This window comes from Cryobacterium sp. PH31-O1, assembly GCF_030063455.1.
In the GTDB taxonomy this organism is placed as follows: domain Bacteria; phylum Actinomycetota; class Actinomycetes; order Actinomycetales; family Microbacteriaceae; genus Cryobacterium.
Map to the genome: position 1 here is coordinate 933626 of NZ_JASITB010000001.1, position 14438 is coordinate 948063.

At 64.9% G+C, this 14438-nt stretch carries 13 protein-coding genes; 5 read left to right on the plus strand and 8 right to left on the minus strand.

Features of this window, described 5'->3' with window-relative positions; translation table 11 throughout:
- Nucleotides 1-11 precede the first annotated feature (11 nt).
- Both QMK31_RS04630 and QMK31_RS17305 read right to left on the minus strand, forming a co-directional pair.
- The gene (locus QMK31_RS04630) at nt 12-1586 is read right to left on the minus strand and encodes a hypothetical protein (RefSeq protein WP_283499746.1); all 1575 of its coding nucleotides are present in this window, start codon (nt 1584-1586) and stop codon (nt 12-14) included.
- The gene (locus tag QMK31_RS17305) at nt 1562-3088 is read right to left on the minus strand and encodes an ABC transporter ATP-binding protein (RefSeq protein ID WP_502852435.1); all 1527 of its coding nucleotides are present in this window, start codon (nt 3086-3088) and stop codon (nt 1562-1564) included. The genes QMK31_RS04630 and QMK31_RS17305 overlap by 25 nt, the downstream gene beginning before the upstream one ends.
- A gap of 260 nt (nt 3089-3348) precedes the next feature.
- On the opposite strand from QMK31_RS17305, the gene QMK31_RS04640 reads away from it, so the two are divergent.
- The 3 genes from QMK31_RS04640 (at nt 3349) to QMK31_RS04650 (ending at nt 5746) form a co-directional block, all read left to right on the plus strand.
- A complete protein-coding gene (locus QMK31_RS04640) occupies nt 3349-4071 on the plus strand; it encodes a phosphocholine cytidylyltransferase family protein (RefSeq protein ID WP_283499747.1) in 723 nt (240 codons plus the stop codon).
- Between the two features lie 104 nt (nt 4072-4175).
- A complete protein-coding gene (locus tag QMK31_RS04645; RefSeq protein WP_283499748.1) occupies nt 4176-4976 on the plus strand; it encodes an ABC transporter permease in 801 nt (266 codons plus the stop codon).
- Entirely contained in the window at nt 4976-5746 is a 771-nt protein-coding gene (locus tag QMK31_RS04650) for an ABC transporter ATP-binding protein (RefSeq protein ID WP_283499749.1), read from the plus strand. The genes QMK31_RS04645 and QMK31_RS04650 overlap by 1 nt, the downstream gene beginning before the upstream one ends.
- Here QMK31_RS04650 and QMK31_RS04655 read toward each other — a convergent pair.
- A complete protein-coding gene (locus QMK31_RS04655) occupies nt 5725-6063 on the minus strand; it encodes a helix-turn-helix transcriptional regulator (protein WP_283499750.1) in 339 nt (112 codons plus the stop codon). The genes QMK31_RS04650 and QMK31_RS04655 overlap by 22 nt on opposite strands.
- A 92-nt stretch (nt 6064-6155) precedes the next feature.
- Here QMK31_RS04655 and QMK31_RS04660 point away from each other — a divergent pair, with 92 nt between their 5' ends.
- Entirely contained in the window at nt 6156-7001 is an 846-nt protein-coding gene (locus tag QMK31_RS04660; RefSeq protein WP_502852438.1) for a hypothetical protein, read from the plus strand.
- A gap of 92 nt (nt 7002-7093) precedes the next feature.
- On the opposite strand, the gene QMK31_RS04665 is transcribed toward QMK31_RS04660, so the two are convergent.
- The 5 genes from QMK31_RS04665 to QMK31_RS04685 form a co-directional block, all read right to left on the minus strand.
- Nucleotides 7094-8320: a CDP-glycerol glycerophosphotransferase family protein gene (locus tag QMK31_RS04665; protein WP_502852440.1), complete on the minus strand. Its 1227-nt coding sequence runs from the start codon at nt 8318-8320 to the stop codon at nt 7094-7096.
- Nucleotides 8321-8390: 70 nt separating this feature from the next.
- The gene (locus tag QMK31_RS04670; protein WP_283499753.1) at nt 8391-9284 is read right to left on the minus strand and encodes a glycosyltransferase family 2 protein; all 894 of its coding nucleotides are present in this window, start codon (nt 9282-9284) and stop codon (nt 8391-8393) included.
- Entirely contained in the window at nt 9271-10095 is an 825-nt protein-coding gene (locus QMK31_RS04675) for a CDP-alcohol phosphatidyltransferase family protein (protein ID WP_283499754.1), read from the minus strand. Before QMK31_RS04675 ends, QMK31_RS04670 begins: the two co-directional genes overlap by 14 nt.
- A 4-nt stretch (nt 10096-10099) precedes the next feature.
- Nucleotides 10100-11155 carry a glycosyltransferase family 2 protein gene (locus tag QMK31_RS04680; protein WP_502852480.1) on the minus strand — a complete coding sequence of 352 codons (1056 nt, stop codon included), beginning with the start codon at nt 11153-11155 and terminating at the stop codon, nt 10100-10102.
- 146 nt (nt 11156-11301) lie between these two features.
- The gene (locus QMK31_RS04685; protein ID WP_283499756.1) at nt 11302-12999 is read right to left on the minus strand and encodes a S1C family serine protease; all 1698 of its coding nucleotides are present in this window, start codon (nt 12997-12999) and stop codon (nt 11302-11304) included.
- Between the two features lie 117 nt (nt 13000-13116).
- Between QMK31_RS04685 and QMK31_RS04690 the strand changes: the two genes are divergently transcribed.
- A complete protein-coding gene (locus tag QMK31_RS04690; RefSeq protein WP_283499757.1) occupies nt 13117-14346 on the plus strand; it encodes an aminotransferase class I/II-fold pyridoxal phosphate-dependent enzyme in 1230 nt (409 codons plus the stop codon).
- Nucleotides 14347-14438: the final 92 nt, after the last annotated feature.

The following is a 14438-nucleotide window of genomic DNA, read 5'->3' on the forward strand; positions in this document are numbered from 1 at the left end:
CCCGGGTCGAGTCAGGCGCGTTGCGCGGAAGCGATCATTTCTGGTCCACGCCGGTCGAAGGCCCGCGAGCCGACCCAGATGCCTACGACGACGGCCACGAGGCCGAGGCCGACGCCGGCGCCGAGCGCGCGCAGATGCCAGACCGGGTCCTCGAAGAGCCCAAGGTAGGCGAAGACGAGCGCCGGCAGTGCCACGACGATCGACCCAGCGAAGGTGAGCGACTGTACGAGTGCCGAGGCGGTATCGGAGGCCTGCGGCTGGGCGAATGGGCTGTCACCAGGTTTGGTCACCGGATAGGGAAAGCGGGTGGAGGTGTAGCTGGAGAAGCCCAGACCCGCCAGGAAGATGCACGTACTTACGCCCAACATCGAGGGAAGCACCGACCAGTCTCCATAGACGGAAATGCTGACGGCAGAGCCAATTCCAATCAGCGGGATGCCGACGAAAAGAGCGGGAATCAGGCGGCCGATACGATCAGCCACCCCGCCGGTTCCCGACGCCACATGCAGCCAGATCGCGGTGCTGTCATAGGCGACATCGTTGTGCATGGTCCAGCCGAGGAAGATGCACATGAGCGGGACCGGCACCAGGGCGAGGGAGTGCAGCGGCACGCCGACGAAGCTCAGCGGCAGGATCGCGATGATCGGCACAATCGGAATCATGATCAGCGACACCCAATAGCGCGAGTCGCGCGCCCAGTATGTGAAGGTGCGGGCTGCGATCGCGCCGACGGAGCTGTGCGGCAGCCGGTCGAACCAGCCCAGCCCGGAATACTGCTTCGCCAACGCCTCACGCCCGGGTGAGACGAGCATGCGGGCTACGACGAATTGCCAGATCAGCCAGAGGGCATAGGCCGACCCAACGGCAATGAGCAGCTTGAGAATCGCCGCGCCCCAGGCACCGGTGGAGGCATCTCCGGGAACGGCCCACGCTGCGCCGAGCGGCGTCCAGCCCAAAATCGCGGCCACGGTGCCGAGCAGGGTGCGACCGTGACGGCCCCAGTCCGTGCTGAGCAGGACCACGATGACCGGTGAGATCAACACGAGAAGGACGACACCGATCAGACCGGTGAACTCGCGCGATCGCCTGGTCGACAGGAGAAAGGCGGCGACGGATGCGCTCACCCGGGACAGCAGGATGCAAGTCACGAGGATCAGCGCGGCCGATATCAGGGCGAGCAGTGTCTGCCCGACGCCGCGCGACCACATGACAACGGTTCCGAGAAGCACGATCGTCAGCGCGAGCGCCGGAACTCCAATCAACGCCGACCCGGCCAGGCCGAGCGACAGGGACCGGTTCGGGATACCCAGCAAGGCGAACTTGCGTGGGTCCATAGTGTCGTCGATACCGACCACGATCGGGATGACCAGAAAGCCGAGGATCACGATGGATCCGGCCACGGTGAGCGCATCTCGGATGAGCACGGGGTCCCCGACAAATCTCAGACTGATCAGGGCGATGAGAAGTGCAATAGCAACGCCGAGGCCGTAGAGCAGACCGAGAACGAGGCCGACGACTTGCCAGGGACTACGACGAAACAGATTGGCGAGGAGCCGAAGTTTCAGTCCGAAAAATTGTGCAACCATTCCATGCCCTCCGCGACCTTGCGCCCACCTGCGAGCTCGACGAACCGTTCCTCCAGCGTCTTCTGGCCGCGAACATCGTCGATGGTGCCGGCTGCGAGCACCCGGCCCTGCACGATGATGGCGACGTGATCGCACACCCGTTGGATCAGGTCCATGCCGTGGCTGGACAGCACGACCGTCCCCCCGGCAGCCACGTATTTCTGCAAAATTTCGGTGACATTGACCGCCGACACCGGGTCGACCGACTCGAACGGCTCATCGAGCACCAGCACGCGCGGGGAATGAATCATCGCGCAGGCCAGAGCGATCTTCTTGGTCATGCCGGCGGAGTAGTCAGCGACGAGACGGTTGAGGGCATCCTCGAGGCCGAACGCCGCGGCAAGGTCAGCAGATCGGCTGCGCACCGTGTCGTTGTCGATCCCACGCAGGGTGCCGGCGTAGTAGAGAAGCTGAGCGCCGGTCAGACGATCAAAGATCCGAAGCCGGTCGGGAAGAACACCGATCACCCGCTTGGCCTCGTTGGGCTTGGCCCAGACATCGATGCCGTGTACCAGGGCGGTTCCGGCAGTCGGACGCAGCAGCCCGGTGATCATCGACAGGGTCGTGGTTTTTCCGGCACCGTTGGGTCCGACGATGCCGTAGAACGATCCGGCCCGAACGGTCAGGTCCAGATCCGACACCGCAACGTTGTGGCCGAAGCGTTTGACCAGGCCGCGAGCTTCGATGACAATCGGCACGAGCACAACCGGCATGACCACAACCGGCGTGTGCACAATCGGGGCGACCGCAACCGGCGTGTGCACAGCCGGGGCCGCATCCGCTGTCGGCTCCGGCAGGGGCCTCGCTGCTGCCGTGGAGCCGATCTTTGGCGTGGCTGACGGCTTGTCGACAGGTTGCAGCGAAGGAGCGACCAACACGTTCGGCGGGGTCGTCACCAGTGCGTCACGGGTCGCGTAGGGTCGCGTCGTCTCGTCGGTTGCATTCTCGGCGAGCACTTTGGCTGTGGCCTTGGCAGCAACAGAGGGTGCTGGTTTCGCTGAGCTAGTCGTCGACGTCGATTCAGATGCGGCCGACTTGCCCGCGGCGGGCTTCCGCGCCGCTGGCTTACGCACGGCCGGCTTGCTAACGGCCGGCTTGCTAACGGCCGGCTTACGCACGGCCGGCTTACGCACGGCCGGCTTGGCAATTCCGGCTTCGGCGGAGGGCTTTGCCGCAGCAGGCTTCGCCGCCGTCGGCTTGGCTGCGGTCGGCTTGGCTGCGGTCGGCTTGGCTGCGGTCGGCTTCGCCACCGTTGACTTGGCCGCAGCAGGCTTCGCCGCCGTGGGCTTGGCCGCGGTCGTTGTACGTACGGTCGGTTTGCGGACCGCCGGCTTGCGCACCGCTGGCTTGGCGGCGGGCGGCGTGCTGACCGCTGGCTTGGCGGTGGGCTGAGCTTTCGATTCGGCAGCGCGGTCCGCGACGGAGTCGTCGACGGGTTCGGAGTGGGGCGGCACAAAAGTCACTTCGCTAACCTACCAAGGACCGCTGACCGGGGGGCGCGGATGGGCCGGCAGCACCGGTTTCAACCTGTGAGTACGCTCTACGCCGGGTCACGAAAGGGACACGTGCTGAGCCGTTTCTTCCCTCGGAACGGCCCGACAGGTTATGGTGAGATTGACATAACGGTGTGTCTTGACGTGAACATGTGGGTGAATCCTAGGCAAACTCTTCAATACTGATGGGGTTTTCAGGCCTAGCCCCAACCATTCTTGAGGAGATAATCGTGACGACGCACGCAGTCAAAGCACGGGCAGCGAAGACGCAGGTGGTCATTCTCGCGGCCGGCATGGGTAGCCGTCTCGGGCGCTCACTGCCGAAGCCGCTCACCGAGCTGAACGACGGCCGCACGATCATGCAGCAGCAGTTCGACAACATCGCACACGCCTTCGGCACAGCCGCCAAGGTCACGATCGTCGTCGGATACAAGCTCGAGCACATCATCGAAGCGTTCCCGCAGGCATCCTTCGTCTACAACGAAGAATACGACCAGACCAACACCTCGAAGAGCCTGCTGCGTGCCCTGCAGGCCTCGAAACCCGGCGGGGTGCTCTGGATGAACGGCGACGTGGTTTTCGACCCCGCTATTCTCGACCGCGCTGCGGCAATGATGGCTCGCGATCAGTCCTTCGTTACCGTGAACACCGACAAGGTGTCCGATGAGGAGGTCAAATACACGACGAGTGCCGAGGGTTACATCAAGGAGCTCTCGAAGACCGTCAAGGGCGGTCTCGGCGAAGCTGTCGGCATCAACTACGTGTCAGGTGCCGATAAAGCCACCCTCATCCGCCAGCTGAGCAAGGTGGCCGACCAGGATTACTTCGAGCGTGGCATTGAGCTCGCGATCGAACAGAACCGCATGCTGGTGGAGCCGGTCAATATCTCCGACTTCTACGCCGTCGAGGTGGACTTTGCCGAAGACCTCGAGCGCGCCAACCTGTTCGTCTGACCGACAGTCCTGCACCATCCGAAACCCCTGCGCCACGGCGTGGGGGTTTCGTCATCGGCCCCGCTGGCGCGGAACGCTCCCCGCGCTCCCATACGATAGACCGCGTGAGTAGTTACGCCCTGGTGCGCCCCGAACAGCGCACGCCGATCGCCCGGTATCGGCATTCGTTGTGGTTGCTGACGCAGCGCGACCTGCGGGTGCGCTATTCCACGTCGGTGCTGGGCTACTTCTGGTCCATCCTCGACCCGCTCGTGATGGCCGGCATCTACTGGTTCGTATTCACCCAGGTCTTCGAACGCAGCGTCGGTAACGAACCGTACATTGTGTTCCTGCTGGCGGCCCTGCTGCCCTGGATGTGGTTCAACGGTGCGGTCTCGGACTGTACCCGGGCTTTTCTGCGCGAGGCAAAGCTCATCCGCTCGACGCGGATACCCCGCACCATCTGGGTGAACCGCCTGGTGCTGTCCAAGGGCATAGAGTTTCTGGCGTCCATCCCGGTGCTGGTGCTGTTCGCTATTTTGTACGGTGCCGAACTCAACATCGACGCCGTGTTCTTTCCCCTCGCCATTGTGATCCAGGCAATGTTGACCGCGGGCGTCGGACTGCTGGTCGCCCCGCTCGTGGTGTTCTTCCGCGACCTGGAACGGGCCGTCAAGCTCATCCTGCGTTTTCTGTTCTACGCCTCTCCCATTATCTATGGCACCACCGACTTACCGCCCGAGTTGCATTTCTGGGCAGCGTTCAATCCGCTCAGCGGCATTTTCAGTCTCTATCGGGCAGCCTTCTTTCCCGAACAACTGGACTGGTTTGCCGTCAGCATCAGTGTGGTCATGTCCCTCGTCTTCCTCGGGCTCGGATTGCTGGTCTTCCGTCGCACCGAACGCGCCGTGTTGAAGGAGATCTAATGACGCAGGTGACGTCGCCGCCGATAGTCGCACCGGTGATCTCGCTGCGGGATGTCGGCATCCGCTTTCGCCGAAATCGGCGGGGGCGTCGCAATTTCAAGGACCTGTTCGGTACGAGCAGAAGGCGCAGCCGGCCCGGCGAGTTCTGGGCCCTGCAGCACGTGACCTTTACCGTGCAACCGGGCGAGGCCATCGGTGTCGTCGGTCGTAACGGTCAGGGCAAGTCCACCTTGCTCAAACTCGTCACCGGGGTCGTGCTGCCCGACGAAGGATCGGTGCATGTCACCGAGGGTGTTGCGCCACTGATCGAGATCACGGGCGGGTTCGTCGACGACCTGAGCGTGCGCGACAACGTCTACCTGACGGCGGGTCTGCACGGCATGACCCGCAAACAGATCACCGAACGCTTTGACGAGATCATCGAATTCGCCGAGATCGCCGATTTCATCGATACGCCGTACAAGCACCTGTCCAGCGGGATGAAGGTGCGGATCGCTTTCGCGGTGATTTCCCGGTTGGAGGAACCGATCCTGCTGGTCGATGAGGTTCTAGCCGTCGGCGACAAGGCCTTTCGGGAGAAATGCTACCGCCGCATCGAAGAACTTCTGGCCGGCGGTCGCACGTTGTTCATCGTCTCGCACAACGAGCGCGACCTGCGGCGCTTTTGCACCAGGGGGCTCTACCTCGACAAGGGCGACCTGGTGCTCGACGCGCCGATCACCGACGTGCTCGCCCGGTACAACGCTGACTACGGCGTCAAACCTGCCTGACCCTCATCGAGCCGTCGATGCACCGGGTTGTCCTGTGATCGACGAAATTCAATCGCGAGGTAGCCGTCGTGGGTCGGCGGCAGTTGCTCGACGGCCAGACCGGCAACGAGCTCACTGAATTCGAGTTGCAGCACGGCCGCAACTCGAATGAGCGTGTACATCGTGGGATTGCCGCAGCCCCGGTCGATTCGGGCGTAATTGGACACGTTGAGTCCGGCCCGCAGGGCAACGTCCTGCTGATTGAGCGCGAGCGCCAGGCGGCGCTCCCGTAGGCGGAGTCCGAGCAGTCGGGACGCTTCTGACTTAGGCGCAAGCATTCCTCATTTGTAGCGGCACAGGTGAGTCTTGACTAGCGGGTGGACAATTCGTGAAAGGTAGTATTTGTAGACGGGCGCGAGAAAGGCGACGAATGGCCAGGAAGAGTACACCGATGTTGTCGTCGACGGGCGGCACTCCGCAGGGCGGCGCACTACCGACCGGATTCGTCAAGGGTTTCGATCGAGTCCTGGCCATCCACCGGCCCGTCGTGCTCGCGCACATCCGCAGCATCCGACGTCGCAATCCTTACGCTTCCCCCGAGCAAATCGTGCGCATCCTGGAAAAGCGCTACGTCGCAGCGGTCACGACCGGCGGTGCCGCCGTCGGCGCCACCGCGGTAATTCCCGGCGTCGGTACCGGAATCACCCTCGCGCTCTCCGGCGTGGAGACCGCGGGTTTTCTCGAAGCGACGGCCCTGTTCACCCAGTCGGTGAGCGAGGTACACGGCATCGCCGTTGACGACCCCGACCGTGCCCGCGCCCTCGTCATGACCATGATGCTGGGCCGGGAAGGCAGCGACCTGGTCCGCCAGCTCGCCGGGCAGGTGACCGGCTCGGGAACGGCACGAACCACGTACTGGGGTGAGCTGATCACCAACAGTTTGCCCCGGGCCATTCTCGGCCCCCTCACCGACCGGTTGAAGAGTGCTTTTCTGCGGCAATTCGCCACCCGGGGCAGCGCCAGCCTGCTCGGCAAGGCCCTGCCGTTCGGCATCGGAGCGGTGATCGGCGGTGCCGGAAACCACATTCTGGGCAATAAGGTCATGCATGCGTCACGGCTTGCCTTCGGTCCGGCACCAGCCGGATTCCAGCCGGATCTAGACCCGCGCGTGCGGGAGATCTCGGTTCGCGAAAAGCGCGGGGGCAAATTGGTACGGGCCGTATTGGCCGAGCCGCCGGCATCGGCTTCACCGTCGACGGAACCTACAGAGCGCTAACGCGTCAGGCGGTTGATTGCTGCTCGCCCGCGCGCGGGCTGCTCGTGCTGCCGACCCGCTAGGCGCGCGAGCAGCATGTGGTCGCGCCGACGTTACTTCTCGTCGCCCGGAATCAAGGTGGGACCGGGAAGGATCGCCACATCGTGGTCGTGCACCGCCGCGAACCTGTCCCACTCGTCCATCAGGTGTTGCACTGCCGCATGCAGCCGTTCCGTCGCGACGCCGGGGGCGGTGTCGCCGAAATAGCGCTGCACCCAGCCCTGCAGCCGTTCCACCGCCGCGTCATCGTGGCTGAGGCGGTCGACTTGTGCCACGATATCGGCGGCCTGCTCGGCTGGCAGCCACTCGCAGTCGGAGAGGTACCCGCTGGTATCGATCACGGCCGTCGGGTTCACCGGTCGGGTGATGATGAGTGGCTTTCCGGTGGCGAGGCGGTCGTAGACCATGGCGGAGATGTCGACGATGGCGACATCCGCTGCGGCGAGCTGCCAGCCGAGGTCGGGGCCGGAGTCGTAAACGTGCTGCGCGGTCACATCGCGGGCGTTCGCCGCGGCGATGGCAGCGATGATGGCCTTGTTGGCCGCACCGTAGAGGTGGTCGACGACGCCGCTGCGCGGGTGCGGTCGGTAGATGACGCGGTGCGCGCCTGTGGCCAGCAGAGCCGTGACAAGCGCGACCCCGTGGGTCGCGACAGAGCCGTACGCGGCGGCGGCGCGGTCACCCTCCCAGGTGGGTGCATAGAGCACGACCTGGCGTTCATCGGGACGGTAGGGCAGCTCACCGCTGAAATAGTCGGCCTGGGGGCGCCCGATCTTGATGGCGCGCTTGTCGAAGTCGTAGTCCCAAAGCACCCGGTCGAGTCGGGCCAACGCGGCGTCCCCGGCGACGAATGAATAGTCGTAGGCCTTGAACTGGTTGGTAATCATGTACATCTTGTCGCTCTCACCGTGGTTGATGAAAACGTGCCAGCAACGCCCGTAACGCATCATCTGGAAATTGCGCGGGTTTTGGTTGACGTAGAACACGATGCGGATGTCCTGCTCAGCGACGATCTGTTCCAACTGGGGTACCGTGCGCGCGTAGGCGACCGGGATCGGTGATTCGTCCATGAGCTTGAGGGTGCCGCCGCCGGTGCGGCTGAGCACGAGTACCGGCCAGGTTTTGGCGAGTGTGGCCAGCGGCTGGTACCACTGCCGCATCTGGTACATGTTGACTGGTCCGTCGGCAAAGTACACGGCGATCTTGAAGTGGTTGTCTGCGCGCAGCTCCCGCAGTTTCAGCGGGCCGCGGAGCCTGTGCTGGGCCTTGCGGGAAGCCACAACATCCCTGACCAGTTTGACTCCACGCCTGATGTCTTTGCGAATTACCACCGAATAAGACTACCTTTCGTTAGATGATCGGCGGTCGCCCCGCGCGCGTCATGCGCCAGACCGTGCGCGCTCGCAGCGGATGCCTCGGTCCCGGGTCGCTTCGCCACCCTTCGCGCCAGCCGCCGAACCAGGCGCGCAGGGCCGGCCGATTGCCTGGCCCCCAGCGGAGCACCTGGATGGCCGTCCAGGAGCCGACGTACAGCGGCACGAACAGGGCCGGGAGGTTGCGGCGGGCCAGCCAGACCCGGTTGCGGGCGTTCAGCCGGTAGTAGTCGGCGTGCCGGGTCGGCAGAATGACCGGATGGTTGGCGACCAGGTCGCCGGCATACCAGGCGACCCGACCCTGATCCCAGACCCGCCAGGCCAACTCAATGCCTTCGTGGGCGTAGAAGAACGGTTCGGCCCAGCCGCCGGTCGCGTCGAAGACGCTGCGCGGCAGTAGCACGGCACCCTCCCAGACCGAGAACACCGGTCCGGGAGTGGTGGCCTCACCCTTACGGATGCGGGGAATCCACCGCCGCGGCGACGAAACCCCCGTCGGGTCTTCGACCCGCGGCTGGAGCAGCCCGATGGTCGGGTCGGCGCGCAGTTGCGCGATCGCGTCGCGGAGAAAGTGTGGGTCGGGGATGCTCGCGTCGTCGTCGAGAAAGAACAGGTAGTCTCCGGTAACCCGGGGCACCCCGCGGTTGCGGCCGGCCGGTATGCCGAGGTTGGTCGGCAGGGCAAGCGTCTGCACGCCGCCGGGCAGATCGGCCGGCTGCCAGCCGTTGCCGACACAGACCACGTCGAGGGTCACCTCCTGCTGGGCCAGCACCGAGCGGATGCCCCGATCAAGATCCGCCGGCCGGGTGCCCTGGGTGAGAACCACGACTCCGACGGTGGGCGGGTCGGCGTCAGCTTTAGGAACGGACACGCTTGGACGCCATGATGGCCACGAAATGTCCGATGAGTGACAGAAATGCGAGCGGTACCAGAACGATGAGCACGGCCCGGTCGACGAGCGGCTGCCCGAGGAACAGTCCGATCACGGCCGCGACGAAGATGACCATGGTCAGTTCGACCGAATGGTACAGCCGATGGAAGGGCACGAAACGGGCGAGTCGGCGCACCCGGGCGATCATGCTCGAGGTCGGTGTCTTCTCGCCGTGGGTGTCGGCGAGCTTCGTCAAGCCGGCGTTGGCCCGCGCAACGTGCACCATATCGTTGAGGGCTTTGTTCAGCACGATGATGAGGGCGAGCAGCAGCGCCAGGCTGGTCCACAGAAAATCGTCGGGCGATTCAAATGGGTAGGCGGCCGCGCGAAAGCCCAGCGCGATGGGGATGAGGGATTCGGTGGAGTAGTGACCGACCTTGTCGAGGAACACCCCGGCCGGCGAGGAGGTGCCGCGCCAGCGCGCCACTTCACCGTCGCTGCAGTCGATGAGCATCTGTACCTGGCTCAGCGCGAGCGCCAGCAGGGCGCCCCAAATTCCAGGGATCAACAGTGCGGCGGCGGTCGACCAACCAGCCAGGATCATGAGCGCGGTCACACCATTGGCCGAGATACGGGTCTTCAGCAGCATCCAAGTGAGGAACGGCGACAGGTCACGCAGGTACAGGCTCGCCGTCCAGTGCTCGGCGTTGGCGCGCAGGCGCACCTCTGGAGGCTGCGCGACCGCGCGCAGCTGGGCGATCGACTCCGGTCGGGCCGGCCGGTCGGGCGAGATCTGGGGCGAACTGGTCATCTGCTCACCTTCCAGTGTGTGCCGTGATGTTAGTGGTGAGCTTGAGATATCCGAGTACGAATCCGATTCCCCAGCAAAAGTGAATGCAGGGCAAGACTACGAGAAAGTGCAGGGACGCACGAAATCCGTCCGGACGGGCCACCGCAATTGTCGCGGCGATGACGATGAACAGGTACCCGGCGGGAACGACCAGGCCGAGCAGCAGCCACGGCGCAACACCCAGCGCGGCCTGCACGAGCCCGCCGATCCCCACCAGCAGTCCGACAGCGACACCGAGCACCATGGCGGGCGGCACGAAATAGCGGATGCCGTTGGCCGCCGGATACCGCCGCGCCAGCTCGCCGCGCCAGAGCCCGGTGGAGAGCATCTGCCGTGCCAATTGGGCCAGGGTCGGCCTGGGGCGATAGAGCACGCGCAAGCGCGGGGTGAACCAAACCTGGCCGCCGGCTTCTCGGAGTCGACGGTTCAAATCCCAGTCCTGGCCGCGTTTGACGCCCTCGTCGAACAGTCCGACGCGCAGGATGCTCTCGGTGCGGAAACAGCCCAGGTACACGGTTTCGGCGGCACCTTCCGCGCCACCGACATGGTGCGGCGTACCGCCGAGGCCGATGCGGGTGCCGTAGGCGCGGGCCACGGCCCGCTCGAAAGCGCTGATGCCGCGGGCATCCATGATGCCGCCGACATTGTCGGCGCCGGTGCGCTCAAGGGTCGCCACCGCGATGCGCGCATAGTCCGGGGGCAGCACGGAGTGGGCGTCCACGCGAATGACGACCGTATACCGGGAGGCGCGGATGGCGATGTTCAGGCCGGCCGGGGTCGAGCCGACCTCGTTGGGCACCACGCGGATGCGCGCGTCGACGGCGGCCATTTCTTCGACCAGTTCGGTCGTGCCGTCAATGCTCGGTCCGAGCGCGAGGGTGACCTCGAACGGTCCCTCGTAGTCCTGAGCCAAGAGGCTCTCCACGGCGGCTCTGACGTGCGTCGCCTCGTTGAGTACGGGCATCACATACGACACTCCGGGAGAAAGTCCTGTACCACGTTGGTGCACCTGGCTGGCCAGCCTTCCGGTTATTGGGTAGGACGACCGAGCCTACCAGCCCGGCAAATGGGTGTAGGCCCGGGGCCACACGCGCAATACGCGCCGCCGGCTTGCCGGCGGCGCGTATTGCGCGATCGTGCTGGAATAAAGCAGGAAGGAGCGCGCGGTTAGCTGGAGAGCTCGCCAACCGTGACCGAGACGGTGATCGACTTGCCGTCCCGCACGTAGGTGAGCTCGGCGGTACCGCCAGCGGGAAGTACCCGCACCTGCGCGGTGAGGTCGATCGCATCGGTGATCGGGACGCCGTTGAAGTTGGTGACCACGTCTCCCTCGGCCAGACCGGCCTTCTCGGCAGCCCCACCCGAGGTGGCCTCGGCGATGAGGGCGCCCACCGTGCTGCTGGTGGAGCTCGAGGCGTCTTTGACGCTCGCCCCGAGCAGGCCGTGGGTGGCCGTTCCGTTGGCGATGATCTCATCGGAGATGCGTTTGGCGAAGTTCGACGGGATGGAGAAGCCGACACCGATGCTGCCCGCCGCCGAGGATGCCGTGGTGGTGCCCGCGCTCGCAATGGCGACATTGATGCCGATCAACTCGCCCTGGCCGTTGAGCAGGGCGCCACCGGAGTTACCCGGGTTGATGGCGGCATCCGTTTGGATGACGGGGAGCGCAATGCTGGCGGTGGCCGACTGGGAACCCTGGGATTTTTCACCCTTCTGGTTGGGGAAGTCGAAGAAGAACGGGTTCTGACCCTCCCCCTCGTTGGGCACCGTTTCGTCTGGCGAGGTCGGGGCGGCCGAGCTCGCCACTGTAATGCTGCGGTTGAGGGCGCTGACGATGCCGTCGGTGACCGTGCCGGAGAGACCGAGGGGGGCACCGATGGCGATAGCACTGTCGCCGACGTTAAGCTCGGAAGAGTCCCCCCAGTTGATCGGGGTGAGGCCGCTGGCGTCGGTCAGTTTAATTACGGCGAGGTCGGAGATGGGGTCGGTTCCCACGAGCGTGGCGGTGTACAGCTTGCCGTCATCACTTTTGACCTCGATTTTCACGTCCGACGCTGCACCGTCGAGGGTGACGACGTGCGTGTTGGTGAGAACGTAACCGTCCTCGGTGAGGATGACACCGGAACCGGTACCGCCGGCTGAACCGTTGGCGACGTCAATGGTCACAACGCTCGGCGAGGCCTTGGCGGCGACGGCGGTGATCTGGTTGACGCTCGTGCTGTCGTTGACCACGACGTTGCTGGGGCCGTCAGCCTGGCTGACCGGTACGCCGTTGTTCTGGTTGCTCATCATGAGGGCGGTGATGCCAGCTCCGGACGATCCGCCGACGAGGGCGCCGATGGCGAGCGCGGCGATCAGTGCCACGCTGCCCTTTCGTCGACCGGGTTCCCTGGTCTTGGTGGCGGCGAAGGGCTGCCCGGGGTGGGCATCCGTTGGGTAAGGGGGGTACGTGTTCGCAGTGGCGTAGGTCTGCGGCGCGACACTCGGTGCGTGGGCGGACGTCGATGCTGTGGGGGTCTCGATCGGGCGACCGAAGGCATCCGTCGGGTAGGCGGCGGTCTGCGCCTGGTCTGCCGCTGATGAGGTTGGCATGGCCGGTGCGTTCACGACCGGTACGGCGTCGACGGGCGGTGCATCGACGGGCTGTGCATCGACGTTTAGTTCATCGACGCTGTGGGCATCGACGCTGTGTGCATCGACGCTGTGTGCGGGCGATGCCGGCGGAGCGATCGGTGCGGTTGGTGCGGCCGGCGGGGTGGCCGGCGACGTGGGTGGGGTTGCCTCGCCGGACTCGTCCACGGCGAAAGCGGCGGCATCATCAGCCGGATCGGGGGTGGTGCTGGAATCCTTGGTGTTATCGGTCATCGGGTGCTCCTTCCAAGCGTTGTTAGCTTTGCGCCCGAACCTGAACGTTCAGTATGTACGCCCTGAGAGCATTCAATGATCGAGCCGAGACCTTGCCGAGGCGATAGTTTGGAACCCATGCAGGACTCATCACAGGCAGAACAGACACGCACCATTTCCGGCGCCTGGCGACGCACCGCGCGCGGAGCAGGGCTGCTCGCCGAGGATGGCAGCGTCGCGGCGAGCATCTTCGCGGAGATGAGCGCGCTCGCCCTGCGTACCAGTGCAATCAACCTCGGCCAGGGCTTTCCGGACGAAGACGGACCGGCCCTGGTGCTCGAAGCGGCCCGCCAGGCGATCAGCAATGGGATGAACCAGTACCCGCCCGGGCGCGGCCAACCGGTATTACTCGACGCGATCTCCCGGCACCAGCAACGTTTCTACGGCCTGACCGTTGATCCGGGCAGCGAAATCCTGGTCACTGCCGGCGCAACGGAGGCCCTCGCGGCCACGATTCTGGCGTTGTTAGAACCGGGCGACGAGGTCGTCACCTTCGAACCGTTCTACGATGCCTACGGCGGACTGATCGGCCTGGGCGGCGGCATTCATCGCACCGTGCCGCTGCAGGCCCCGGACTTTCAGCCCGACCTCGACGCGCTGCGTGCCGCCGTCACCGACCGCACCCGGCTGATCATCGTGAACGATCCCCACAATCCCACAGGCGCAGTTTTTCCCTTGGCCACCCTCGAGCTGATCGTGGAGCTCGCCCACCGGCACGACGCGATCATCGTCACCGACGAGGTGTACGAACACCTCACCTTCGGGGCGCCGCACATTCCCATCGCGACGCTGCCGGGAGCGAGGGAGCGCACCGTTACCATCTCCTCGGGCGGAAAGACGTTCAGCCTCACCGGCTGGAAGGTCGGCTGGCTGAGCGCACCCGCCGCCATCGTCACGGCGATTCTCGCGGTTAAACAGTTTCTCACCTATGTGAACGCTGCCCCTTTTCAGCCGGCCATCGCCGTGGGGCTCGACCTGCCCGACGCATACTTTGCCAAAATCGCCGCGGAGATGCAGCACAAACGCAACGTGCTCGCGACCGGGCTGCAGGCAGCGGGCTTCGACATCAGCTTGCCGCAGGGCTCGTACTTCATCGTGGCGGATGCGACCCCACTCGGCTATTCGGACGGCGCGGACCTCTGTCGTCGGCTGCCGGAGCTGGCGGGCGTGGTCGCGGTGCCCGTCACCGCGTTCTGCTCCCCCACCCACCGTTTGGAATACGCACCGTTGGTGCGGTTCGCCTACTGCAAGAAGGAAAGCCTCCTGGAACAGGCCTCGGCCCAGCTGGCGGCTCTGTCCCACCGCTGACCGCATTCTCACAGGCAGGGTCGATGCGTAACTCCTGCAATTTCTGCGTCAAAGCGTTCTCAACCCCGTAATTACGCGGAATTTTCGCCGAA

What these genes read in the sequence shown, in the direction of transcription:
- QMK31_RS04630 (WP_283499746.1), bottom strand. Translation starts at nt 1,586, where the DNA reads ATGGTTGCACAATTTTTCGGACTGAAACTTCGGCTCCTCGCCAATCTG.
- QMK31_RS04650 (WP_283499749.1), top strand. Translation starts at nt 4,976, where the DNA reads ATGACGCAGGTGACGTCGCCGCCGATAGTCGCACCGGTGATCTCGCTG.
- QMK31_RS04655 (WP_283499750.1), bottom strand. Translation starts at nt 6,063, where the DNA reads ATGCTTGCGCCTAAGTCAGAAGCGTCCCGACTGCTCGGACTCCGCCTA.
- QMK31_RS04660 (WP_502852438.1), top strand. Translation starts at nt 6,156, where the DNA reads ATGGCCAGGAAGAGTACACCGATGTTGTCGTCGACGGGCGGCACTCCG.
- QMK31_RS04675 (WP_283499754.1), bottom strand. Translation starts at nt 10,095, where the DNA reads ATGACCAGTTCGCCCCAGATCTCGCCCGACCGGCCGGCCCGACCGGAG.
- QMK31_RS04685 (WP_283499756.1), bottom strand. Translation starts at nt 12,999, where the DNA reads ATGACCGATAACACCAAGGATTCCAGCACCACCCCCGATCCGGCTGAT.
- QMK31_RS04690 (WP_283499757.1), top strand. Translation starts at nt 13,117, where the DNA reads ATGCAGGACTCATCACAGGCAGAACAGACACGCACCATTTCCGGCGCC.